Raw genomic sequence first — 22,197 nt, 5'->3', positions numbered from 1 at the left:
TCTCAGACTCTCAGGCCAGCCGCTGGGCGTGGCGCTGCAGCGGGGTGACCGACCAGCTGAACTGCCGCAGCGCGTCGATGGCCTGCACCGCCACATTGAACTCAGCCACTGTGGTGATCACCGGGGTGCCCATCGACGTCGCCGCCGCGCGGATCTCGTAGCCGTCACTGCGGGCGTCTCCGCCGGAGGGGGTGTTGATGATCAGATCGATCCGCCCGGACTCGACGTAGTCGAGGATGGTCTCCCCCTGCCCCGGAGCCTCGGCGATCTTACTCACCACAGAGGTCTCGACATCATTGCGGCGCAGCACATCAGCGGTCCCGCCGGTGGAGATGATCTCGAAGCCGAGGTCAGCCAGACGCTTCACCGGCATGATGATCGCCCGCTTATCCCGGTTCGCCACGGAGACGAATACCCGGCCCGAGGTGGGCAGCGGGTTGCTGCCGGCCAGCTGAGACTTCGCGAAGGCGGTGTCGAAATGCCGGTCGATGCCCATCACCTCACCGGTGGAACGCATCTCCGGGCCCAGCAGCGAGTCGACCACACGGCCCTGAGGCGTCCGGAACCGGCTGAACGGCAGCACCGCCTCCTTCACCGCCACGGGAGCCTCGGCGGAGAGGTGGGAGCCGTCGCCGGCGGCCGGCAGAACTCCGGCGAGCTCATGGCCGGAGCCGGCGCGCAGCGCAGCGATCGAGGCGCCGGTGCCGATCAGTGCCGCGGCCTTGGCCAATTGGACACCGGTGGCCTTGGACACGAAAGGCACAGTCCGCGAAGCCCGCGGATTCGCCTCGATGACATAGAGGACATCGGAGGCCACAGCGAACTGGATATTGATCAGTCCGCGCACTCCGACGCCTTCGGCGATGGCGGCCGTGGCCTCACGGACGCGCTCGACCACATCGGGGCCCAGAGTGATCGGCGGCAGCACGCAGGCCGAGTCACCGGAATGGATCCCGGCCTCCTCGATGTGCTCCATGATCCCGCCCATGTAGAGCTGCTCGCCGTCATACAGGGCATCGACGTCGACCTCGATCGCATCTTCGAGGAATCGGTCGACCAGCACCGGATGCTCAGGGGTGACTTCGGTGGCGTTGGCGATATACCGGCGCAGACCGTCGAGGTCATAGACGATCTCCATGCCCCGGCCGCCCAAGACGTAGGACGGGCGGACCAGCACGGGGAAGCCGATGGACTCGGCCACCCGCTGGGCCTCCTCGAAGCTCACCGCAGTGCCGTTCTTCGGGGCGATGAGTCCTGAGCGGCGCAGCACCTGGTCGAAGGCTCCGCGGTGCTCGGCGTGATCGATCGCCTCCGGCGAGGTGCCCAGGATGGGTACACCGGCATCGGCCAACTGCTGGGCCAGCTTCAGCGGAGTCTGCCCGCCGAGCTGGACGAAGACGCCGTGGACTCCCCCGGTGCGCTGCTCGGCGGCGATGACCTCCAGCACGTCTTCGAGAGTCAGCGGTTCGAAGTACAACCGGGTGGAGATGTCGTAGTCGGTGGAGACCGTCTCCGGGTTGCAGTTGATCATGACCGTGTCATAACCGGCCGCCCGCAGCGCCATAGTCGCGTGGACGCAGGAGTAGTCGAACTCGATGCCCTGACCGATCCGGTTGGGCCCGGAACCGAGGATGATCACCGAGGGCCGGTCATGGGCGGCGATCTCATCCTCCCGATCATAGGCCGAGTAGTGGTACGGCGTATAGGCCTCGAACTCCGCAGCACAGGTGTCCACGGTCTTATACACCGGCCGCACGCCCAGGGCGTGGCGCACTCCGCGGACGACGTCGGCAGACATATGCCGCAGCGAGCCGATCTGCTCATCGGAGAAGCCGTGCCGCTTGGCCCGCCGCAGCACCGGAACGCTCAGCTCCGGGGCGTCACGCACCGCCGTGGCGATGTCATTGATCAGCTGGATCTGATCGAGGAACCACGGGTCGATCCCGGTGATGGCGTAGATCTGCTCCGGGTCCGCGCCGGAGAGCAGGGCACGCTGCACCTGGTGGATCCGCTCAGTGGTGGGGGTGGCCATCGCCTCGAGCAGTTCGCTGAGCTCGCCGTCGTCGGCGACGTCGAAGGAGAACTCGCTGCCGCGCTGTTCCAGGGAGCGTTGGGCCTTCTGCAGCGCCTCGGTGAAGCTGCGTCCGATGGCCATGGCCTCTCCCACGGACTTCATCGTGGTGGTCAGCGTGGGGTCGGCCGCCGGGAACTTCTCGAAGGCGAAGCGCGGCACTTTGACGACGACGTAGTCCAGAGTCGGCTCGAAGCTGGCCGGGGTCTTCCGGGTGATATCGTTGGGAATCTCGTCCAGGGTGTAGCCCACGGCCAGCTTGGTGGCGATCTTGGCGATGGCGAAACCGGTGGCCTTCGAGGCCAGCGCCGAGGACCGCGAGACCCGCGGGTTCATCTCGATGACCACCACACGGCCGCTCTGCGGGTCAACCGCGAACTGGATGTTGCAGCCACCGGTGTCCACACCCACTTCACGGATCACGTTGATGGAGATGTCACGCAGCCGCTGATACTCGCGGTCGGTGAGGGTCAGCGCCGGTGCCACGGTGATGGAATCACCGGTGTGAACCCCGACTGGGTCCAGGTTCTCGATGGAGCAGACGACGACGACGTTGTCGTTGGCGTCGCGCATCATCTCCAGTTCGTACTCCTTCCAGCCGAGGATCGACTCCTCGAGGAGCACCTCAGTGGTCGGGCTGTACTGCAGCCCGGCGCCGGCGATCCGGTGCAGGTCCGCCTCGTCATAGGCCATACCGGAACCCAGGCCGCCCATGGTGTAGGAGGGCCGGACCACCAGCGGGTACCCCAGATCCTCGGCGGCCTCGAGCGCCTCGTCCATCGAGTGCACGATGCGCGAGCGGGCGGACTCCGCACCCGAGCGTTCCACCACCCCTTTGAACTTCTCCCGGTCCTCGCCGAGCTCGATGGCGGCGATGTTGGCGCCGATCAGCTCGACGCCGTACTCCTCCAGCACCCCGGCCTTGTCCAGGGCGATGGCGGTGTTCAGCGCGGTCTGCCCGCCGAGGGTGGGCAGCACGGCATCGGGGCGCTCAGCCTCGATGATCTTCGCCACCACCTCGGGGCTGATCGGTTCGACGTAGGTGGCGTCGGCGAACTCGGGATCGGTCATGATCGTGGCCGGATTGGAGTTGACCAGGATCACGCGGATGCCCTCTTCTTTGAGCACGCGCAGCGCCTGGGTGCCGGAGTAGTCGAACTCGGCGGCCTGCCCGATGACGATCGGACCGGAGCCGATCACCAGCACGGAGTCGATGTCGGAACGCTTAGGCATCGGTGGTGGTCCCTCCTGTGGTGGTCTCGGCCGGTGCGGAGCCGGCCGTGATCATATCGACGAAACGGTCGAAGAGATACGCGGAATCGTGAGGTCCGGCGGCGGCCTCCGGGTGGTATTGCACGGAGAAGGCCGGAATATCGAGGCACCGCAGACCCTCGACGACACCGTCGTTGAGGCTGGAGTGGCTGACCTGGACCCGTCCGAAGCGCGACTCAGGTGCGGTCACCGTCTCCCCCACCGGAGCGTCGACGGCGAACCCGTGGTTCTGTGAGGTGATCTCCACCGTGCCGGTGGCATGGTCCATCACCGGCTGGTTGATCCCCCGGTGGCCGAAGGGCAGCTTATACGTGTCGAAGCCCAGGGCGCGGCCGAGGATCTGGTTGCCGAAGCAGATGCCGAAGAACGGTATGCCGGTGTCGAGGACCTCGCGCAGCAGAGCGACCTGAGAGGCGGCGGTCGCCGGGTCACCGGGACCGTTGGAGAGGAACACCCCGTCCGGGGCGAGTCGACGGATCTCTTCGAAGCCTGTGCTGGCGGGCAGCACATGGACTCGCAGACCCCGTTCGGCCATCCGCACCGGCGTCATCGTCTTGATCCCGAGGTCGATGGCGGCGATCTCCCCCACCGGGGCGGCGTGCCAGCCGTGATCGCCCGGCTCGATGACATAGGGCTCTGTAGTGCTGACCTCCTCAGCCAGACTCGCTCCCTTCATCGAGGGCTGCTGGCGGACTTCTGCCACCAGCTCCGCGAGCGGGCGTTGAGCCTCGGCTCCCGAGAAGATCCCGGCCTTCATGGACCCGCCGGTGCGCAGGGCCCGGGTGATCGCACGGGTGTCGACCTCCCGGATGCCGACGATGTCCTGGGCGATGAGCTCCTCATCCAGGCTGCGGACCGCGCGCCAGTTCGAGGGGCGGCGGGCGGCATCGCGGACCACGTAGCCGGCCACCCAGATCCGCCGGGACTCCGGGTCGTCGTCGTTGACGCCGGTGTTGCCGATATGCGGTGCCGTCTGCACCACGATCTGCCGGGCGTAGGAGGGGTCGGTCAGGGTCTCCTGGTATCCGGTCATCCCGGTGGAGAAGACAGCCTCCCCCAGCCGCGCGCCGAGCGCGCCATAGGCCAGCCCCTCATGGACGGTGCCGTCCTCGAGGATCAGCAGGGCCGGGCTCTCTGGGGTGGTCGTGTCTGCACTGGGCTTCTCCGGACTGATCACAGTCTCCTTCACGGCGTACTCGCCTCCTGGTCGATGAGAGTCTCCAGCTGCTCCAGCAGCGGCTGATGAGAACGGGCGTAGCGGGGCCTGAACGCGGTCTCCACCTCGGTCTGACCGAGGCGCCATCCGATGATGACCACACCGTCAGACTCCACGAATTTGCCCACCACACCGCGGTCGGTGCGCACGTGGGTCAGGCTCTGAACAGGAATGAGGTAGTTCTCCGCACCGGCGCGCAGCACCGCCACCCCCTGCGTGTGCACTTCCAGGCGCCCGTGGCTGCGCAGCCCGAGCCCGTGGACGGCCACCCGATCCAGGTGATCACCGGCGTGCACTGTGCCGACGACCATCCCCTCCGCCCCGACGAGCGGTTCCTGATCCAGCAGCGGTGCGGGGATCTCTTGCGGCGCCGGGATCGCGGACTGCCGACGGCGGCGTCCGCGCCACCCCCACCACAGCAGCAGCCCGGCCAGCAGGATGATCGCCAGGGCCACCCACAGGTAGGTCAGATACGTCTGGGTCTGTTCTGTCATCGCACCGCCGTTCTGCCGGTCAGCGATTCACGCAGCTCTCCATCGAGGACGACGGCCTGGCCATCGAGGATGGTGGCCCGCACCGCGCCGGGCAGCTCTGTGCCGGCGAACGGGGAATTGCGACCTTTGGAAGCGTGGGTATCGGGGTCGACGATGCGGCGCACCTGCGGGTCCACCAGCACCAGGTGAGCGGGTTCGCCCGCGGCGATGGGCCGTCCCTGGTGATGATGCCGGCAGATCTCTGCCGGGCGCTCAGAGGTGACCTCCGCCACCCGTCGCCAGTCGATCAGACCGGTCTCGACCATCGTGTGCTGGACCACTGACAATGCGGTCTCCAGTCCGGTCATCCCCATCGCCGCGCGCGACCACTCGCACTCTTTGGCCTCCACAGGGTGGGGTGCATGGTCAGTGCCGATCACGTCGATCGTGCCGTCGGCCAACGCCTCACGCAGGGCATGGACGTCCTGATCGGTGCGCAGCGGCGGGTTGACCTTATAGACCGGATCGTAGCTGCGCACCAGCTCATCGGTGAGCAGCAGGTGGTGCGGTGTGACTTCGGCGGTGACCTCGACGCCGCGCTGCTTGGCCCAGCGGATGATGTCCACCGATCCCCGGGTGGAGACGTGACAGATGTGCAGCCGCGAGCCGACGTGCTCAGCGAGCAGGACATCACGGGCGATGATCGCCTCCTCGGCCACCGCTGGCCATCCCGGGAGACCGAGCACCGCGGAGACCGCGCCTTCGTTCATCTGTGCGCCCTCAGTGAGCAGGGGCTCCTGCGCGTGCTGGGCGACGATCCCGTCGAAGGCTTTGACATACTCCAGGGCCCGGCGCATCAGCACCGGGTTGTGTACGCACATCCCGTCATCGGAGAACATCCGCACCTGCGCGGAGGACTCCGCCATCGCGCCCAACTCGGCGAGCTCTTCTCCGGCCAGCCCGACGGTCACCGCACCGACGGGGTAGACCTCGGTCCACCCGGACTCCAGGCCCAGCCGGTGGACCTGCTCGACGACTCCGGCCGAATCAGCCGTCGGCGAGGAGTTTGCCATCGCGTGGACAGCGGTGAATCCGCCACGGGCGGCGGCCCTGCTGCCGGTCTCCACCGTCTCAGCATCCTCGCGCCCGGGCTCGCGCAGGTGGGTGTGCATATCCACCAGGCCCGGCAGCAGCACACAGCCGGTGCCGTCGATGCGCAGAGGATCTTCTCTGGCCGCCTCATACTGCTCGGCACGGCCGGCGGCCTCCTCACCGACGGCAAGGACCCGTCCCTCGGCGAGGAGCACGTCCTGCGTCTCTTCCCCGTAGGGCGCGGCACCGGTGATGAGAATGGGCTGACGTGTCATCGGGGACTCCCCTCAGTCGATGCAGAATCACGCAGATGGTGCGGCGGCGAATCGGGTGCGCCGCTGAGCAGCAGGTGCAGCACCGCCATCCTGACCGACACACCGTGGGCCACCTGATCCAAGGCGCGGGTGTGCGGCGAATCGGCCGCAGCCGAGGAGATCTCCACTCCGCGGTTCATCGGCCCGGGGTGCAGGATCGTCGGTGCACCGACCTGCCGCAGATAGCTGGCCAGCCGCTCATCGGTGAGCCCCCAGCGGCGGGTGTACTCGGCCGCGGAGGGGAAGAACGCCCCGCCCATGCGTTCAGCCTGCACCCGCAGCATCATCACCGCATCGGGACCGGTGGCCAGGGCCTCATCGAAGTCGTAATGGACCTGGACCGGCCAGGTCTCGACAGTGTGCGGCAGCAGCGTCGGCGGGGCGACGAGGCCGACCTGCGCGCCGAGAGCGGTCAGCAGCCACACATTGGAGCGGGCCACCCTCGAATGCAGGATGTCACCGACGATGAGCAGCCGCAGGCCGGTCAGATCCAGTCCGCGGGCATCGCGTCCCTCGCGCTGCGCCACAGACCGGCGCAGGGTGAGGGCATCGAGCAGCGCCTGAGTGGGGTGTTCATGGGTGCCGTCGCCGGCGTTGATCACTGCGCAGTCGGTCCACCCGGAGGCGGCGAGCCGGGAGGCGGCACCGGAGGCCCAGTGCCGCATGACCACCGCATCGGCGCCGATGGCCTCCAAGGTCTGCACAGTGTCCTTCAGCGATTCGCCCTTGGAGACGGAGGAGCCCTTGGCGGCAAAGTTCATCACATCGGCCGAGAGTCGCTTGGCCGCGGCTTCGAAGGAGATGCGGGTGCGGGTGGAGTCCTCGTAGAACAGGTTGACCACCGTGCGTCCGCGCAGGGTGGGCAGCTTCTTGACCTGGCGGCCGGAGACTGCGGACATCTCTTCTGCGGTGTCGAGGATCTGTAAGGCCTCGCTGCGGGAGAGCTCCGCAGTGGAGAGCAGGTGCCTCATGAGTCCTCCTCCGCAGCCGCAGCCCGATCGATGACCACGGACTGTTCCGCCTCGGCGACGCCGTCGACGGCGCTCAGCCGCACTGTGACGCGTTCGCTGCGCGAGGTGGGCAGGTTCTTCCCCACGTGATCGGCGCGAATCGGCAGCTCGCGGTGGCCGCGGTCGACCAAGACGGCCAAGCGCACCGCCCGGGGACGTCCGAGGTCGGAGAGGGCGTCGAGGGCGGCACGCACTGTCCGCCCGGAGTACAGGACGTCATCGACGAGCACCACGACGGCGTCGTCCACGCCGCGTGCCGGCACCCGCGTGGGCTCCGGCACTCGGGCGGCGCGGCTGCCCAGATCGTCCCGGTACATCGTGATGTCCAGCGAGCCCAGGCAGGAGTCGGGGTCGAAGGCGGGGTCGATGCGGCTGAGCCGTTCGCTGAGGGCCTGGGCGAGGGGTACCCCGCGGCTGGGGATGCCCAGCAGGATGAGTTCATCGACGCCGCGCTGAGCCTCGACGAGCTCATGGGCGATGCGCGTGAGCGCACGGTCTATATCAGCAGCTGACATGACCGTCGAGGTCTGAGGCGATCCTGTCGCCATCGGGCCCCCTTCCTCGCCTCACAGGACGATGTTAAAAGGAGAACGTATGAACAAGCGCGATGCCATGAGCCGAAGATGGCCTCGGCAGGGCTGAGCATCCGCCACCCTGAGTTTAGCGGTCTCAGTCTAGACGTCTCAGTTTAGCGGCCTCAGCCTAACCATCTCAGTCGGTCAGCGTGGGCTTGAGCTTCTGGAGCCGCCCCAGCAGACCGTTGACGAAGACCGGGGACTCCTCCGTGGACATCCGGCGCACCAGGGCCACCGCCTCGGCGACGGCGACGGCGTCGGGGACGTCATCGTTGTGCAGCAGCTCCCAGGCGCCGATCCGCAGCGCCATCAGATCCACCCGCGGCATCCGGGCCAGGGTCCACCCGCGCGCGTAAGTCTCCAGCAGCTCGTCGATCTCCTCGCGGTGCGCCGTCACACCGCGCAGGATGTCGAGGACATAGTCGTCGACGACGAGTTCGGCGCGTTCACGCCGCAGCCGAAGCACGTCGAGAGGGTCGGCGTCACGCTGCTCGGCCTCGAAGAGGATCTCCAGGGCACGGCCGCGTGCTTTGCTGAGTCTGGCCACGTGTTCTCGTCTCTCCCAGCTCAGTCGGTGACGCGGCCGAGATACTCAGAGGAGCGGGTGTCCACCTTGACTTTGGTGCCCTGCTCGACGAACAGCGGCACCTGGATCTCATGGCCGGTCTCCAGCGTAGCGGGCTTGGTCCCGGCCGATGACCGGTCGCCCTGCAGGCCGGGCTCTGTGTAGGTGATCTCCAGCACCACTGACGGCTGCATCTCCAAGTACAGCGGGGTACCCTCATGCAGCGCGATGGAGACCTCGTTGCTCTCCAGCAGGAAGTTCGCGGCATCGCCGACGACGGCGCCGGGCACGGTGATCTGGTCGTAGTCGCGCAGGTCCATGAAGACGAAGTCGTCGCCGTCGGTGTAGAGGAACTGGTAGTTGGAACGGTCCACAGTGGCCAGCTCCACCTTCGCCCCGGCATTGAAGGTCTTGTCGACCACCTTGCCGGAGGTCAGATTGCGCAGCTTGGTGCGGATGAACGCTCCGCCCTTACCGGGCTTGACGTGCTGGAACTCCAGGGTGTTCCAGAGCTGGCCCTCCAGTTTCAGGACCGATCCGTTCTTGATGTCGTTCGAGGTGGCCACAGGCTGCGTCCTTCGTCGTGCGGTCTCAATGCGGTGATGCGGGTGCCTCAGGCCCCGCGCCGACGGCCTAGTCTACCGTCTGTGCGGCACAAGCTCTGCACGGTACCAGCTCTGTACGGCACCAGCTCTCTGCGGCACCGGCTCTGCGCAACACCGGCTCTGCGGGGCCAGCGGACTCAGAGCTGGATGGCGCCGGTCTCCGGTGCCGCCGCGATCTCCTGGTAGGTGGCATAGAGGATCGAGGCGTCGGGGATCTCCACTGTGGTGGGCTGCCCGAGACCGGAGAGCAGGACGAAGCGCAGCTGATCCCCGCGGTTCTTCTTATCCCGGCGGATGCCCTCCAAGAGCTGGTTCCAGCGGTCGTCGCGGTAGGTGGTCGGCAACCCGAGCGCCGAGAGGATCATCAGGTGGCGGTCCGCGGTCGCGTCGTCGAGGCGGCCCATGCTGCGTGCCAGTTCGGCGGCGAATACCATCCCCACGGAGACGGCTGCGCCGTGGCGCCACTGGTAGCGTTCGGCCAATTCGATGGCGTGGGCCAGGGTATGGCCGTAGTTCAGCGCCTCCCGGGCACCCGATTCCTGCGGATCACCGCTGACGACCCGAGCCTTCACCGCGATGGCCCGCTCGATGAGTTCGCGCAGCCGCGGTGAATGCGGGTTCTGGGCCTGGTCCGGCGCCTCCTCGATGATCTCCAGGATGCGCTCATCGGCGATGAACCCGCATTTCACGACTTCGGCAAGTCCGGCGACCAGCTCATTGCGCGGCAGAGTGAGCAGCGTGTCCAGATCGGCCAGCACACCGGTAGGCTGATGGAAGGCCCCGACGAGGTTCTTGCCTTCGGCGGTGTTGATCCCCGTCTTCCCGCCGACCGCGGCATCGACCATGCCCAGCAGCGTGGTGGGCATATGCACCACACGCACTCCGCGCAGCCAGGTGGCGGCGACGAAGCCGGCGGCGTCGGTGACCGCACCGCCGCCAACGGAGACCACTGCGTCACTGCGGGTGAAGCCGTTCTGCCCCAACACCTGCCAGCAGAAGGCCGCCACCTGGATGTGCTTGCCCTCTTCGGCGTCCGGGATCTCAGCGACCACCGCACGGTAGCCGGCATTTTCGAGGTCTTCGCGCACCACGTCACCGGTGGCCCGCAGCGCCCGGGGGTGGATCACCAGGACACGTTCCGCGCGGGGGCCGATCATCTCCGGCAGGCGGGCCAGCAGGCCGTTGCCCACCAGCACGTCATAGCCCAGCTGTTCGCCGCCTTCGCCGGTGCCGGTGCCCACGGTGAGACGGGTCGGCTCCGAAACCGCGGCCGCCTGCTGACTCGATGGAGTCGGCGCCCCCTCGGGGGAAGGTTCTTCTGCCGCCTGATGGCTCATAGCTCTGATGCTTCCTGATGGGGTCTGGTCGGAGGCGTCGCCGTGCGCAGGTGCACACGCAGCGCCTCCACGATGGTAACTGCTCGCTGCGGCACGGTCGCATCGGCAGAGTCGATGACGACGTCGGCGGCACCGCGGTAGAGAGGCTCGCGCTCGGCATAGACCTCGGCCCAACGCTGCATGGGATGCTCCCCGAGCACCGGGCGGGTGCTGCCGTCGCCGATCCGACGATGCGCCTGCTCCAAAGACATGTCCAACATCACCACCAGGTGCCCGCGCAGCAGCCCACGAGTCGCCGCAGAGAGCACCGCCCCACCGCCGAGACTCACCACAGAGGGGCGCGGAGAGTCGAGGAGATCGGCGACGACGCGTTCCTCCTCGGCTCGGAAGGCCGCCTCCCCGTGGGCAAGGAAATACTCCGGGATGGCGCCGTGCCGGGCGACGAAGAACTGGTCGCTGTCGACGTGAGGACGGCCCAAACGGCGGGCCAGCGCTGATCCCACCGTGGATTTCCCCGAGCCCATCGGGCCGATGAGCACGATGTTGCGACCTTCGAAGCCGTCGTCGTCGGCCTCGTGTTCGGGCCCCGGTACCGCGTCGATGCGTCTGGCTTCCTCGTCCATGGTCAGTCCTTCCGTGGTCTGGCCCAAGTCTTGCTCACGTCCGGCTCGCGTCTGGCCCAAATCTTGCTCACGTCTGGCTCAACGTCGCGAACACCTGGGCTCAGGAGTCGAAACCGGCCGGTGCCTGCACAGGATCGCCGTCTCCACCGGCCGGTCCCTGTGCCGCACCGAGTGCCGGCAGTCCGGCCCGGTAGACCTCGAGGTGTCGGCGCACCTGATCCACACTGTCTCCGCCGAACTTCTCGAGCACGGCATCGGCGATCACCAACGAGACCATCGCCTCAGCCACCACTCCTGCCGCTGGCACCGCACAGACGTCGGAGCGCTGATGATGCGCAGTGGTCTCCTCCCCGGTGGAGGTGTCCACAGTGCGCAGCGCACGGGGCACCGTGGCGATGGGCTTCATCGCAGCCCGGACCCTCAGCACGGAGCCGATGCTCATCCCGCCTTCGATCCCACCGGCGCGATCGGTCACGCGGCGGATACCGTCGCCGTCGCGGACGATCTCATCATGGGCCTCAGAGCCGGGCCGACCGGCGGTGCGGAACCCATCGCCGACCTCGACGCCTTTGATCGCCTGGATCCCCATCAGCGCCCCGGCCAGCCGAGAGTCCAGCCGTCGGTCCCAGTGGACGTAGGAGCCCAACCCCGGGGGCAGGCCCTCGACGACGACTTCGACGACGCCGCCCAGGGTCTCCCCTGCCTTATGGGCCTCATCGACGGCCGCGCGCATCCTCTCCGAGGTCTGCACATCAGCACAGCGCAGCGGGTCAGCATCGAGCCGGTCGATCTCCTCGACACCCGGCACAGCAGCGGTGTCGGGCACCGCCACGGTGCCCACGGCCACGGTATGCGAGACCGTGCCGATGCCCAGTTCGTCCAAGAAGGCCTGAGCCGCCGTCCCCAACGCCACCCGGGTCGCCGTCTCTCGGGCCGAGGCGCGTTCCAGCACGGGACGCGCTTCGGAGAAGCAGTACTTCTGCATCCCGGTGTAGTCGGCGTGGCCCGGCCGAGGCCGGGTCAGCGGCGCGTTGCGGGCCAGTCCCTCCAACTCTGCCGGGTCCACCGGGTCCGGTGACATGACCTTCTCCCACTTCGGCCATTCGGTGTTGCCGATCTCCACTGCCAGCGGAGCACCGATGGTCCGGCCGTGACGCACACCACCGATCAGGGTCACCTGGTCCTGCTCGAACTTCATCCGGGCCCCGCGGCCATAGCCGAGACGACGCCGCGCCAACCGCGACTGGACCGCCGCAGTGGTCAGCGGAACCCCCGCAGGGAGGCCTTCGAGGATGCCGACGAGACTGCGGCCGTGGGATTCTCCGGAGGTGAGCCAGCGCAACATGGCTACCATCATGCCACGCAGGGCACAGCACACGCGCTTCGAAGCCTCAGCGCTCAGGCTCTCACACAGGACCTCACTCGGGCTCCAGCTCGGACTCCATCAGGCTCCCGCTTAGCAGCGCGACAGCCCGATGGCAGCACGCATGGCATCCACCATCGCGGTGTGCTCGTCCTCGCTGAGAGACTCTGCCGGGCGTTCGGTGGACCGGGTGAACAGGCGCACCTGCTCCACCGCCTGGTGCAGCAGCATGGTCAGCCCGTTCACCACCTGCCCCCCTGCCTCTTCCCAGGACAGAGCCAGAGCAGAGGGCCAGGGGTCGTAGGCCACATCGAGCAGCGGCAGACCAGCGGCGAGCTCATGGATCTGTGCGGCCACCCCGTCGGCAGCTCCGGGAGGAAGGGTGGAGACTACGGCGTCCAGACGGTGATGCCCCAGGTCCGTGGTGACCTCAGTGAGGTCACGGACCTCCAGCTCGATGCCTGAGGTACGGGCGAGATCCTGCAGAGGTGCCGCGCGGGAGGCCGTGCGGGCGTAGACCGTGACGGCGGCGCAGCCCATCTGGCGGGCGGCCTCAAGGCCGGCGGCCGCTGTGGCCCCGGCACCGATCAGCCCCATCCGGTGCGGAGCTGAGAGGTCATCTGCCTCCCGGAGGGCGCGGATGATGCCCTCGACGTCGGTGTTCTCCCCGGCTGCCGCGGCAGGGTCGGGGCGGCCTTCGGCGTCGAAGACGACGGTGTTGAGCGCTCCGAGCCGCTGGACACGATCTGAAGGTCGCGCCACCCTCCGGGCGAACTCCGCCTTCAACGGCATGGTCACGGAGAAGCCGAGCCATCGCCCCGGTTCAGCATCGAGTGCGCTGAGCACTGCGTCGATGTCCTGAGGCTGCGCCTCGTACCGGCGATAGTCGACTTCAAGGCCGAGAAACTCATAGGCCGCACGGTGCAGCTGAGGAGAACGGGAGTGGCCGATGGGACTGCCCCACACCGCCGCCCGAAGGTCCGGGCGGCTCATTCCTCGCTCTCGTCCTCTCCGCCTTCTTCATCCTCACCGACGTCGGGAGCCTGATCTGCGGCGTCTCCGGAGCAGATGTCCGGGTTGTCGGCGCAGTAGTCGCGGAACTCCTGCCAGTAGACCTGGTGTTCGGCGTAGTCCTCGGCGAACTTCGTCTCACCGGTCTCGATGTTCACGGTGAGCCAGTAGTAGTAGTCGTTGTCCTCGGGGTCAGCCGCCGCGTCGATCGCCTCGGAGGCCGGCGCCTCGATAGGACCGGGAGGCAGCCCGGCGTGGACGTAGGTGTTGAACTCGTTATCCGCGTCCTGACGCTCTTCCTCGGTGAACTGCAGGCTCTGCTGGCCCAGCCCGTAGATCACGGTCGCGTCGATCTGCAGCAGCCCGTCGGTCTCGTCGTTCTCCGGGTTCAGCCGGTTCTCAATGATCCCGGCGACGGTCCGGTAGTCGTCCGGCAGCGCCTCGGCGGTGAGCAGCGAGGCGATGATGATCCGCTCGAACTGCTCGTCAGTCTCCGTCACGCCGTCGTCCTCGAGGCGCTCGAAGGTCCGATCCACCATCTCTTGGAGGATGTCCTCAGGCTCGGCCTCGAGATCGAAGCGGTACTCACCGGCGGCGAGGAAGCCCTCCAGGCTCAGTGCCTCCTCGGGCAGACCGTACTGGGTGGGGTCCTCGGCGGCGTCGTCGAGCTCCTGCTGATCGATGCCGGTGGCCTCGGAGATGTTCTCCAGGGCGGCGTCGAGCCGACTGCCGACGTTGATCGCCACATAGTGCTGGGCCTCACGGTCCGGCACGATCGCGGCCAGGGCGTCCTCGGCCGGCATCTCCTCGCGCAGCTGATACTCCCCGGACTGCAGAGTTCCCAAGTCCTCAGACTCCTGAATGGCGTTGATGAACGCCTCGGAGCTGGCGATGATGCCCTGATCCTCCAGGCGCGAGGCCACCGCGTCCCAGCCCTCGCCGCCCTCGACGGTGAAGGTCACATCATCACCGGCCTGGGTGTCGTAGTCCTCGGGACCGCCGAACATCCCGCCGAAGAGGGAGTTCACCACCACGACGAGGATGACCAGCATCAGCGCCAGGCCGCCGAGCACAGCAGCCACACCGAGCGTGCGGCGACGTCGACGGCGACGCCTGCGGTGCAGGATCGCCCGAGTGGCCCCGCCCTCCATGGGCGTGACCGTCTGATAGCCCCGGCCGTATGTGGAGGAGGAGATCAGCAGCGCCGCGCCGTCCTCATCGTGCTCGATGTAGTCCTCATCGTGGGCGGGATGGTCCTCGTAGAGGAGGTCATCCACACCGGCCTCCTCCTCGAGGGGACCGGCGGACTCCACCGGATGAGCTGGGTCCGAGGCATGGGGGGACTCATCGCCCTCATGCCATCGGTCGCCGGAGCCGGGCTGCGCCTCCGGGTGCTTCTCATCGCTCACGCGGATCCTCACTGGTGCTCGACTGCCGGACGGAAAGCTCAGGCCCGCAGACCCTCGCTCCACGACGTCCGTTCTGTCGAACTCCCTCATCGGACGTCGAGGTCGATTGTAATGTATCTGTGATCCGCATACGTGGAGATCCGATAGCCACGGCCGTGCCGAGGTTTAGGAACTGCGTGCGACGATCTCCCGCCAGGCCCGTCGGGCCTCGAGCGCCTCTTCGGCCTGCTGACGGGCCCGTTCATCTCCGGCGTGCTGAGCACGGCGCAGCTCCTCTTCCAGCTCGTGGACCGAGGCGTCGATCTGCGCGAGCACGGAGTCCTGCCGGGCCTGCGTCTCGGGGTCGCTGCGCTGCCAGCGCTGCTGCTCAGCCTGTCGGAAGGCGTCCTGGACACGGGCCAGCGCATCCTCCATACGGCGGACGTCGCCGCGCGGCACCCGTCCGGCGGCATCCCACTGCTCCAGCAGCGCGTGATATCTCTCACGCACGGCATCGGGGTCCTCGAAGGGCATGAGCGCCTCAAGCTGGGCGAGCACGGCTTCTTTGGCCTCCAGGTTCTGGCCGTACTGCCGGTCAGTCTCCGCATTGGCGGCATCGCGAGCCGCGAAGAAGACGTCCTGGGCGGCGCGGAAACGTGTCCACTGGGCATCGTCGCTGCGCCGTGAGCCGCGGCCGGCAGCCTTCCACTCATCCATCAGACGGTGATAGGCCTTCGTCGTCGGTCCGAAGTCGGTGCTGTGCTGCAGCTGCTCCGCCCGGGTGATCAGCTCCTCTTTGGTCCGCCGCACCTGGGCGTGCTGCTCATCACGGCGCCCGAAGAACTCCCGGCGGCCCTTGTCGAAGGTCGTGCGTGCCGCACGGAATCGCTTCCAGTACGGGTCCTCTTGGGCCTTGCTCAGCCGCGGCGGCCGCTTCTGCTCAGCCTTCCACTGGTCGAAGAGCTCCTCGAGCCGGGTCTGTGAGTTCTTCCAGTGGATCGAGGCGGGGTCCTGGGCAGCGATCGACTCGGCTTCGGCGACGATCTCCTCCCGCCGGGCCAGGTGCTCGGCGGTGGCCTCCTCACTGGCCCGGCGCTCCTGATCACGCAGCGCCTCGACCTGCCCTTCGATCTCACCGAGCACAGTGTGCAGCATCTGGACATCACCGACCCACGCCTGGGCCTCCAGCTCGGTCTGCAGCGCCGCTCGGCTCTGCTGCAGGGAGTCGGCGGAATCAGCACCTGCGCGCACCCGGGCCTTCAGCAGCAGGACACGGTTGGCCAGTTCGTCGAACTTCCTGCTGAAGTAGCCCAGGGTCTCCTCTTCGGAGACTCCGGGATACTGGCCGATATAGGTCTGCTGGGCATCGCGGGCGTACACGTGACCTTCGGCGTCGACGACGGCGGCCTGGCGGGCCTGCTCAGGGGTCGTGACATGATGTCCTGGTCTGACTGCAGAGCTCATGGGACCACCATACCGATCCCCTTGCTGATACCCCTGCCGATGCCCCTGCTGACGCCCGCGCTGATGCGCCTGTCGGCGCACCCGCCGATGCCCGCTGATCGCCGCCGCTGCTCGCCACCGATGTTATGACCACGCGGGGGCGTGCAGATCGCTATGATGGTCAGGACCTTGCGCCTGCGAATGCTCTGCTGTGCGTCTGTGAGCCGCCCTCCGGCGACGTCGTCCGGTTTGCCGTCCGGCGTCATCCGGCGTCGTGCGGATTATGGCCTTCGGGCACACAGACCGCAGGCACCCGGACCCACACCCCGACACAGGAGCCCCTCCTCCCCTATGGCACGTACGAGTTCACTCTCCGGCTTCACGGAATGGCTGCCCGAGGAGCGGCTGGTCGAGCTGCATCTCCTCGACACCCTCCGGGAGGTCTTCGAGCGGCACGGCTTCGCCTCCTTGGAGTCCCGCGCCGTCGAGACGGTGGAGACCCTGCTCCAGAAGGGTGAGATCGACAAGGAGATCTATGCGATCTCCCGGATGCAGGATGACCAGGCCTCGGCCCGGGACGCCCGGCTGGCCCTGCATTTCGACCTCACCGTGCCCTTCGCGCGCTATGTGGTGGACAATGCCGGCTACCTGCGCTTCCCCTTCCGGCGGTACCAGATCCAGAAGGTCTGGCGCGGCGAGCGGCCCCAGGACGGGCGCTATCGGGAATTCACCCAGGCCGATGTGGACATCGTCGGCGACGGCGCGCTGCCCTTCCGCGCCGACGTCGAGCTGGCGGTGGTCATGGCGACGGCCCTGGAGGCGCTGCGGATCGGTGACTTCCGGATGCGGATCAACAACCGCAAACTCTCCGAGGGGTTCTACCGACTCCTGGGGCTGGACGACTCCGCCGCGGTGATGCGCGCCATCGACAAACTGGAGAAGATCGGCCCGCAGAAGGTCACCGAGGAGCTGCAGACCCAGGCCGGTGCCGATGTCGAACAGGCGCGCCGGGCCTTGGCCCTGGCCGAGATCCGGACCGCAGGCACCGAGTTCCTCCACCAGGCGCGGGCGCTGGCCGCTGACCTCGACGGCAACTCCGCCCTCTTCGAGGAGGGGCTCAGTGAGCTCAGCGAAGTCATGGAGCAGATGGAACGTCGCGTGCCCGGACGCGCCCAGGCGGATCTCTCCATCGCCCGCGGCCTCGACTACTACACCGGCACGGTCTATGAGACCGTGCTCATCGGCCATGAGGATCTGGGATCGATCTGCTCGGGCGGGCGCTACGAATCTCTGGCCTCGAAGGGTTCCCGGACCTTCCCCGGCGTGGGCCTGTCCATCGGTGTCACACGTCTGGTCTCCCGTCTGCTGGCCGTCCAGCAGCTCCGAGCCGACCGGTCCGTGCCGACCGTCGTCTACCTGGCCCTGCGCGATGAGGAGTCCTGGCCCCAGGCCCAGGACGTCGCTGAGATCCTACGGGCCCGCGGCATCAGCGCGGAGGTCGCCTTGACCGCCGAGAAGCTCGGCAAGCAGATCCGGCACGCCGATCGCCGCGGCATTCCCTTCGTCTGGTTCACCGACGCCTCCGGGGCCCATGAGGTCAAGGACATCCGTTCCGGGGAGCAGGTGCCCGCTGATCCGCACACCTGGCAGCCGCCTACCGAGGATCTGGCCCCGGCGATCATCGCCGATGGGCCAGCCTCCGCCGAGCCGTCAGCCGACTGAGGACTCCACGAACCATCCTGGCCGACCATCCTGGCGAATCGTCTTTAGCGAACCGTCTCTGGCGAACCGCCCCGAGCAGACCACACACTCGACGCACTAGCAGATCACCCCATACGGCCCCGCTGATCAGCGGAGGAAGAGGAAGAACACCGTGCTACGTACTTTGGAGACCGGCGCACTGACTGCTGCGCATATCGGAGAGACCGTCACTCTGGCAGGCTGGGTGGCCCGTCGCCGCGACCACGGCGGTGTGGCGTTCCTGGATCTGCGCGACGCCTCCGGGCTGGCCCAGGTCGTCGTCCACGACGAAGAGGTGTTCGGCCCGCTGCGCAATGAGTTCGTCCTGCAGGTCACCGGCGAGGTGCGTCGGCGGCCCGCCGGCAATGAGAACGCCCAGCTGGCCTCCGGCGAGGTCGAGGTCGAAGCGGAATCGGTGACAGTGCTCAGCACTGCCGAGGCCCTGCCGTTCCAGCTCGACGAGCACGTCGAGGTCGGTGAGGAGGCCCGGCTGCGTCACCGTTATCTGGATCTGCGCCGTGAGGGCCCGCAGCGGGCTCTGCGGCTGCGTTCCGAGGCCAACCGTGTGGCCCGCGAGTACCTGCACGGTGAGAGCTTCACTGAGATCGAGACTCCGACGCTGACCCGCTCGACGCCCGAAGGCGCCCGGGACTTCCTGGTCCCGGCGCGCCTGGCGCCCGGCTCCTGGTATGCCCTGCCGCAGTCTCCGCAGCTGTTCAAGCAGCTGCTGCAGGTCGGTGCTTTCGAACGCTACTACCAGATCGCCCGCTGCTACCGGGACGAGGACTTCCGCGCCGACCGGCAGCCGGAGTTCACCCAGCTCGACGTCGAGGCCAGCTTCGTGGACCAGGAAGACGTCATCTCCTGGTCCGAGGAGCTGGTGCGTCGGCTCTGGTCACTGATCGACGTCGAGCTCGCCCCGCAGTTCCCGCGGATCACCTACTGGGAGGCGATGCGCCGCTACGGCACCGATAAGCCGGACCTGCGGTTCGGCCTGGAGCTGACCGAACTCACGCAGTACTTCGCCCAGACGCCGTTCCGTGTCTTCCAGGCCGAGTACGTCGGTGCTGTGGTGATGCCCGGTGGTGCCTCTCAGCCGCGACGGACCTTGGACGCCTGGCAGGAATGGGCGAAGCAGCGCGGGGCCAAGGGCCTGGCCTATGTGCTCGTCGGGGAAGACGGTGAGCTCGGCGGCCCCGTGGCGAAGAACCTCTCGGAGGCCGAGTGCGCCGGCCTGGCCTCCGCCGTGGGTGCCTCCCCCGGTGACTGTGTCTTCTTCGCCGCCGGTGAGACGGCCGCGTCCCGGGCGCTGCTGGGAGCGGCCCGAGTGGAGATCGCCGAACGCACCGGGCTGATCGACCCGCAGCAGTGGTCCTTCGTCTGGGTGGTGGACGCCCCGATGTTCGAGCCGGCCGCTCAGGCCACCGCCGCCGGAGATGTGGCCGTCGGGTCAGGCGCCTGGACCGCGGTCCACCACGCCTTCACCGCACCGAAGGCGGAGTTCGCCGAGACCTTCGACACCGATCCTGGTGCAGCCTTAGCTGACGCCTACGACCTGGTCTGCAACGGCAACGAGATCGCCGGAGGCTCCCTGCGTGTCCACCGGCGCGATGTCCAGGAACGGATCTTCGAGGTCATGGGGATCAGCCAGGCCGAGGCCGCAGAGAAGTTCGGGTTCCTGCTGGAGGGCTTCCGCTACGGCGCTCCCCCGCACGGCGGCATCGCCTTCGGGTGGGACCGTGTGGTCGCACTGCTGGCCGGTGAGGAATCCATCCGCGAAGTCATCGCCTTCCCCAAGACCGGCGGCGGATACGACCCGCTCACCGCGGCCCCTGCACCGATCACCGCCCAGCAGCGCAAGGAGGCCGGGGTCGACGCGAAGCCCCAGCCCAAGAGCTGATCTCCACCACACGGCACGCACAGCACCGCACAGCTCGCACGGCACGGCGCGCACCGTCCAAGAAGGCTTGGGCGGTGCGCGCTGTGCGGTCGAGACTCACGACTGCCGACGCGGTCGAGACTCACGACTGCCGACGCGGTCGGCGGAGGTCCTCAGTGTCGATGATGAGCGTCACCGGGCCGTCGTTGATCAGATCGACCTCCATCGCCGCGCCGAAGTCGCCGGTGTGGACCGTGGCTCCGCGCTCGCGGAGAATCTCGACGAACCGTGTGTAGAGAGGTGCGCTGACCGGCCCGGCAGCGGCGGCGCTCCAGGAGGGACGGCGCCCCTTGCGGACGTCGCCGTAGAGGGTGAACTGGCTGACCACCAGCAGCGGGGCACCTGCCTGCTCGCAGGAGCGCTCCCCGGCGAGGATCCGCTGGGTCCAGATCTTCTCCGCCAGCAGCACCGCCTCGGCCTCTCCGTCGTCATGGGTCACACCCAGCAGCACGACGAGCCCCTCACCGTCGAATCCGCTGCGCCGGAGCACCCGGCTGCTCTCCCGGGTGTGGTCCCCCTCGGGGGGGGGCTCGCCGCCCGGTCCCTCATCGAGGATCCGGACTTCTGCTCGGCTGACCCGTTGGATGACTGCACGCATAGGGGTCAGTCTTGCAGAAACAGGTCTGTCAGTGCTCGGCGATAGAGTGGACGGGCGCGGCGGGAAGGAGTCTGTGATGGCCGGTGATCTGTTCTCCTCGGACGACCCTGCCCCGACCCCGGCCAGGGTCGGGCCTTCGGGGTCCGGGGGCTCTGCAGACGCCGCTGGGGCGCGGCGTCCACGGCGTCACACTCCCCTGGCTGTGCGCATGCGCCCACGCTCAGTGGACGAGGTCCTCGGCCAGCAGCATCTGCTCGAGGATGGTTCGCCCTTACGAGTGCTCGCCGAAGGGGCTCAAGGCCCGGCCGGGGCCTCCTCCGTGCTGCTCTACGGTCCGCCAGGCACCGGGAAGACCACACTGGCCCATGTCATCGCCCGCGCCCCTGACCGGCGCTTCGTAGAGCTCTCCGCGATCCGTGCCGGAGTCAAGGACGTCCGCACAGTGATGGACCAGGCTTTAGAAGACCGTGATCTGCGTGGACTGACCACTGTGCTCTTCCTCGATGAGATCCACCGGTTCAATAAGGCCCAGCAGGACGCGCTGCTGCCGGGAGTGGAGAACGGGTGGGTCATCCTCGTCGCTGCGACCACAGAGAATCCCTCCTTCTCCGTGATCGCCCCGCTGCTCTCCCGATCGCTGCTGGTCACGCTGCGCTCACTGACCGAAACCGACCTCTCCGGACTGGTGGACCGCGCGCTGGAGGACAACCGCGGACTCGATGGGGCGTTCGTGCTGGAGGAGGCGGCTCGAGGCCATATTCTGCGTATGGCCGGAGGAGACGCCCGCCGAGTCCTCACCACGTTGGAAGCCGCTGCGGCCGTAGCCTCGGGCCGCGCAGGCGCCGACGCGCAGGCCCCGGTGAGCGTCACGGCGGAGGATGCCGAGCAGGCGATGGACCACGCGGTGCAGCGCTATGACAGGGACGGCGACCAGCACTATGACATCATCTCTGCGTTCATCAAGTCGCTGCGCGGCTCTGATCCCGATGCGGCCCTGCACTACCTGGCACGGATGATCGTGGCCGGCGAGGACCCACGGTTCATCGCCCGCCGTCTGGTCATCGCCGCCGGTGAGGAGGTCGGTATGGCGGATCCCACCGCGCTGCAGACGGCAGTCGCCGCGGCCCAGTCGGTGCAGCTGATCGGCATGCCCGAGGCACGGATCCTGCTGGCCGAGGCGACGGTGCATATCGCCACCGCCCCGAAGTCGAACGCCTCCTATCAGGCCCTGGATGCGGCCATCGCTGATGTGCGTGCCGGCCGCTCGGGCGCTGTGCCGGCCCATCTGCGTGACGCCCACTATGCCGGTGCCGAGCGCTTGGGCCACGGGAAGGGCTATCGCTACGCCCACGACGCCGAGCATCATGTCGTCACCCAGCAGTATCCGCCCGATGAGCTGGTGGGTGTCGACTATTACCGCCCCACCGGCAACGGGATGGAGAGGGCCGTGGCGGAGCGGCTGCAGCGCCTGCGCGGCATCGTCCGCGGTGGCTGACCGACGGTCCCTGAGACGAGCCTTGAAGGCGCTGAGGCGTCGAGGAGCACACCTGTCCGTGACCAAC

Annotated in this window: 18 protein-coding genes; 3 read left to right on the top strand and 15 right to left on the bottom strand. The window is 67.8% G+C overall.

The genetic code is table 11. The annotated features are described in order from the left end of the window. Window positions 1-10: 10 nt before the first annotated feature. The 14 genes from carB to RIL96_RS03735 all read right to left on the bottom strand — a co-directional run bounded on the left by carB (window position 11) and on the right by RIL96_RS03735 (window position 16,379). Window positions 11-3,304 carry a carbamoyl-phosphate synthase large subunit gene (gene carB, locus RIL96_RS03800; RefSeq protein WP_310547664.1) on the bottom strand — a complete coding sequence of 1,098 codons (3,294 nt, stop codon included), beginning with the start codon at window positions 3,302-3,304 and terminating at the stop codon, window positions 11-13. Continuing rightward, on the bottom strand, window positions 3,297-4,517 hold the full coding sequence (carA, locus tag RIL96_RS03795) for a glutamine-hydrolyzing carbamoyl-phosphate synthase small subunit (protein ID WP_310547721.1): 1,221 nt from the start codon (window positions 4,515-4,517) through the stop codon (window positions 3,297-3,299). Before carA ends, carB begins: the two co-directional genes overlap by 8 nt. Window positions 4,518-4,528: 11 nt before the next feature. Next, complete coding sequence (locus tag RIL96_RS03790; RefSeq protein ID WP_310547663.1) at window positions 4,529-5,053, bottom strand: PH-like domain-containing protein; 525 nt, start codon at window positions 5,051-5,053, stop codon at window positions 4,529-4,531. Beyond that, window positions 5,050-6,399 carry a dihydroorotase gene (locus tag RIL96_RS03785; RefSeq protein WP_310547662.1) on the bottom strand — a complete coding sequence of 450 codons (1,350 nt, stop codon included), beginning with the start codon at window positions 6,397-6,399 and terminating at the stop codon, window positions 5,050-5,052. The genes RIL96_RS03790 and RIL96_RS03785 overlap by 4 nt, the downstream gene beginning before the upstream one ends. After that, window positions 6,396-7,409, bottom strand: a complete 1,014-nt coding sequence (locus tag RIL96_RS03780; RefSeq protein ID WP_310547661.1) for an aspartate carbamoyltransferase catalytic subunit — start codon at window positions 7,407-7,409, stop codon at window positions 6,396-6,398. The genes RIL96_RS03785 and RIL96_RS03780 overlap by 4 nt, the downstream gene beginning before the upstream one ends. Then, entirely contained in the window at window positions 7,406-7,996 is a 591-nt protein-coding gene (pyrR, locus tag RIL96_RS03775) for a bifunctional pyr operon transcriptional regulator/uracil phosphoribosyltransferase PyrR (RefSeq protein WP_310547660.1), read from the bottom strand. Before pyrR ends, RIL96_RS03780 begins: the two co-directional genes overlap by 4 nt. 163 nt (window positions 7,997-8,159) lie before the next feature. After that, window positions 8,160-8,570, bottom strand: coding sequence for a transcription antitermination factor NusB (gene nusB / locus RIL96_RS03770; protein WP_310547659.1), 411 nt, complete (start codon window positions 8,568-8,570; stop codon window positions 8,160-8,162). A gap of 20 nt (window positions 8,571-8,590) precedes the next feature. Further along, on the bottom strand, window positions 8,591-9,154 hold the full coding sequence (gene efp, locus RIL96_RS03765) for an elongation factor P (RefSeq protein WP_310547658.1): 564 nt from the start codon (window positions 9,152-9,154) through the stop codon (window positions 8,591-8,593). 176 nt (window positions 9,155-9,330) lie between these two features. Continuing rightward, window positions 9,331-10,530 carry a 3-dehydroquinate synthase gene (gene aroB / locus RIL96_RS03760; RefSeq protein ID WP_310547657.1) on the bottom strand — a complete coding sequence of 400 codons (1,200 nt, stop codon included), beginning with the start codon at window positions 10,528-10,530 and terminating at the stop codon, window positions 9,331-9,333. Continuing rightward, complete coding sequence (locus RIL96_RS03755; RefSeq protein ID WP_310547656.1) at window positions 10,527-11,153, bottom strand: shikimate kinase; 627 nt, start codon at window positions 11,151-11,153, stop codon at window positions 10,527-10,529. Before RIL96_RS03755 ends, aroB begins: the two co-directional genes overlap by 4 nt. Window positions 11,154-11,253: 100 nt before the next feature. Continuing rightward, window positions 11,254-12,498: a chorismate synthase gene (aroC, locus tag RIL96_RS03750; RefSeq protein WP_310547720.1), complete on the bottom strand. Its 1,245-nt coding sequence runs from the start codon at window positions 12,496-12,498 to the stop codon at window positions 11,254-11,256. A 111-nt stretch (window positions 12,499-12,609) separates the two neighbouring features. Next, on the bottom strand, window positions 12,610-13,509 hold the full coding sequence (locus tag RIL96_RS03745; RefSeq protein WP_310547655.1) for a shikimate dehydrogenase: 900 nt from the start codon (window positions 13,507-13,509) through the stop codon (window positions 12,610-12,612). After that, the gene (mltG, locus tag RIL96_RS03740) at window positions 13,506-14,936 is read right to left on the bottom strand and encodes an endolytic transglycosylase MltG (protein ID WP_310547654.1); all 1,431 of its coding nucleotides are present in this window, start codon (window positions 14,934-14,936) and stop codon (window positions 13,506-13,508) included. The genes RIL96_RS03745 and mltG overlap by 4 nt, the downstream gene beginning before the upstream one ends. 165 nt (window positions 14,937-15,101) lie before the next feature. Next, window positions 15,102-16,379, bottom strand: a complete 1,278-nt coding sequence (locus tag RIL96_RS03735) for a DUF349 domain-containing protein (RefSeq protein WP_310547653.1) — start codon at window positions 16,377-16,379, stop codon at window positions 15,102-15,104. 330 nt (window positions 16,380-16,709) lie between these two features. Between RIL96_RS03735 and hisS the strand changes: the two genes are divergently transcribed. Next, a complete protein-coding gene (hisS, locus tag RIL96_RS03730; RefSeq protein ID WP_310547652.1) occupies window positions 16,710-18,080 on the top strand; it encodes a histidine--tRNA ligase in 1,371 nt (456 codons plus the stop codon). Between the two features lie 151 nt (window positions 18,081-18,231). Further along, a complete protein-coding gene (gene aspS, locus RIL96_RS03725; RefSeq protein WP_310547651.1) occupies window positions 18,232-19,998 on the top strand; it encodes an aspartate--tRNA ligase in 1,767 nt (588 codons plus the stop codon). Window positions 19,999-20,119: 121 nt separating this feature from the next. Here aspS and dtd read toward each other — a convergent pair whose 3' ends face one another. Further along, complete coding sequence (gene dtd, locus RIL96_RS03720) at window positions 20,120-20,635, bottom strand: D-aminoacyl-tRNA deacylase (RefSeq protein ID WP_310547650.1); 516 nt, start codon at window positions 20,633-20,635, stop codon at window positions 20,120-20,122. Between the two features lie 76 nt (window positions 20,636-20,711). Between dtd and RIL96_RS03715 the strand changes: the two genes are divergently transcribed. Next, window positions 20,712-22,130, top strand: coding sequence for a replication-associated recombination protein A (locus RIL96_RS03715; protein WP_310547649.1), 1,419 nt, complete (start codon window positions 20,712-20,714; stop codon window positions 22,128-22,130). Window positions 22,131-22,197 lie beyond the last annotated feature (67 nt).

Source organism: Nesterenkonia aerolata, from assembly GCF_031470965.1.
Taxonomy (GTDB): Bacteria; Actinomycetota; Actinomycetes; order Actinomycetales; family Micrococcaceae; genus Nesterenkonia; species Nesterenkonia aerolata.
Note: the sequence above shows the minus strand (reverse complement) of the source record. Positions and strands in the feature narration are given on the sequence as shown.

Bases quoted from the DNA above. Each gene is read 5' to 3' on its own strand.
- RIL96_RS03745 (WP_310547655.1), bottom strand. From the start codon at position 13,509: ATGAGCCGCCCGGACCTTCGGGCGGCGGTGTGGGGCAGTCCCATCGGC.
- RIL96_RS03715 (WP_310547649.1), top strand. From the start codon at position 20,712: ATGGCCGGTGATCTGTTCTCCTCGGACGACCCTGCCCCGACCCCGGCC.
- RIL96_RS03790 (WP_310547663.1), bottom strand. From the start codon at position 5,053: ATGACAGAACAGACCCAGACGTATCTGACCTACCTGTGGGTGGCCCTG.
- aroB (WP_310547657.1), bottom strand. From the start codon at position 10,530: ATGAGCCATCAGGCGGCAGAAGAACCTTCCCCCGAGGGGGCGCCGACT.
- RIL96_RS03780 (WP_310547661.1), bottom strand. From the start codon at position 7,409: ATGAGGCACCTGCTCTCCACTGCGGAGCTCTCCCGCAGCGAGGCCTTA.
- pyrR (WP_310547660.1), bottom strand. From the start codon at position 7,996: ATGGCGACAGGATCGCCTCAGACCTCGACGGTCATGTCAGCTGCTGAT.
- carB (WP_310547664.1), bottom strand. From the start codon at position 3,304: ATGCCTAAGCGTTCCGACATCGACTCCGTGCTGGTGATCGGCTCCGGT.
- RIL96_RS03755 (WP_310547656.1), bottom strand. From the start codon at position 11,153: ATGGACGAGGAAGCCAGACGCATCGACGCGGTACCGGGGCCCGAACAC.
- RIL96_RS03735 (WP_310547653.1), bottom strand. From the start codon at position 16,379: ATGAGCTCTGCAGTCAGACCAGGACATCATGTCACGACCCCTGAGCAG.
- aroC (WP_310547720.1), bottom strand. From the start codon at position 12,498: ATGTTGCGCTGGCTCACCTCCGGAGAATCCCACGGCCGCAGTCTCGTC.
- RIL96_RS03785 (WP_310547662.1), bottom strand. From the start codon at position 6,399: ATGACACGTCAGCCCATTCTCATCACCGGTGCCGCGCCCTACGGGGAA.
- hisS (WP_310547652.1), top strand. From the start codon at position 16,710: ATGGCACGTACGAGTTCACTCTCCGGCTTCACGGAATGGCTGCCCGAG.
- dtd (WP_310547650.1), bottom strand. From the start codon at position 20,635: ATGCGTGCAGTCATCCAACGGGTCAGCCGAGCAGAAGTCCGGATCCTC.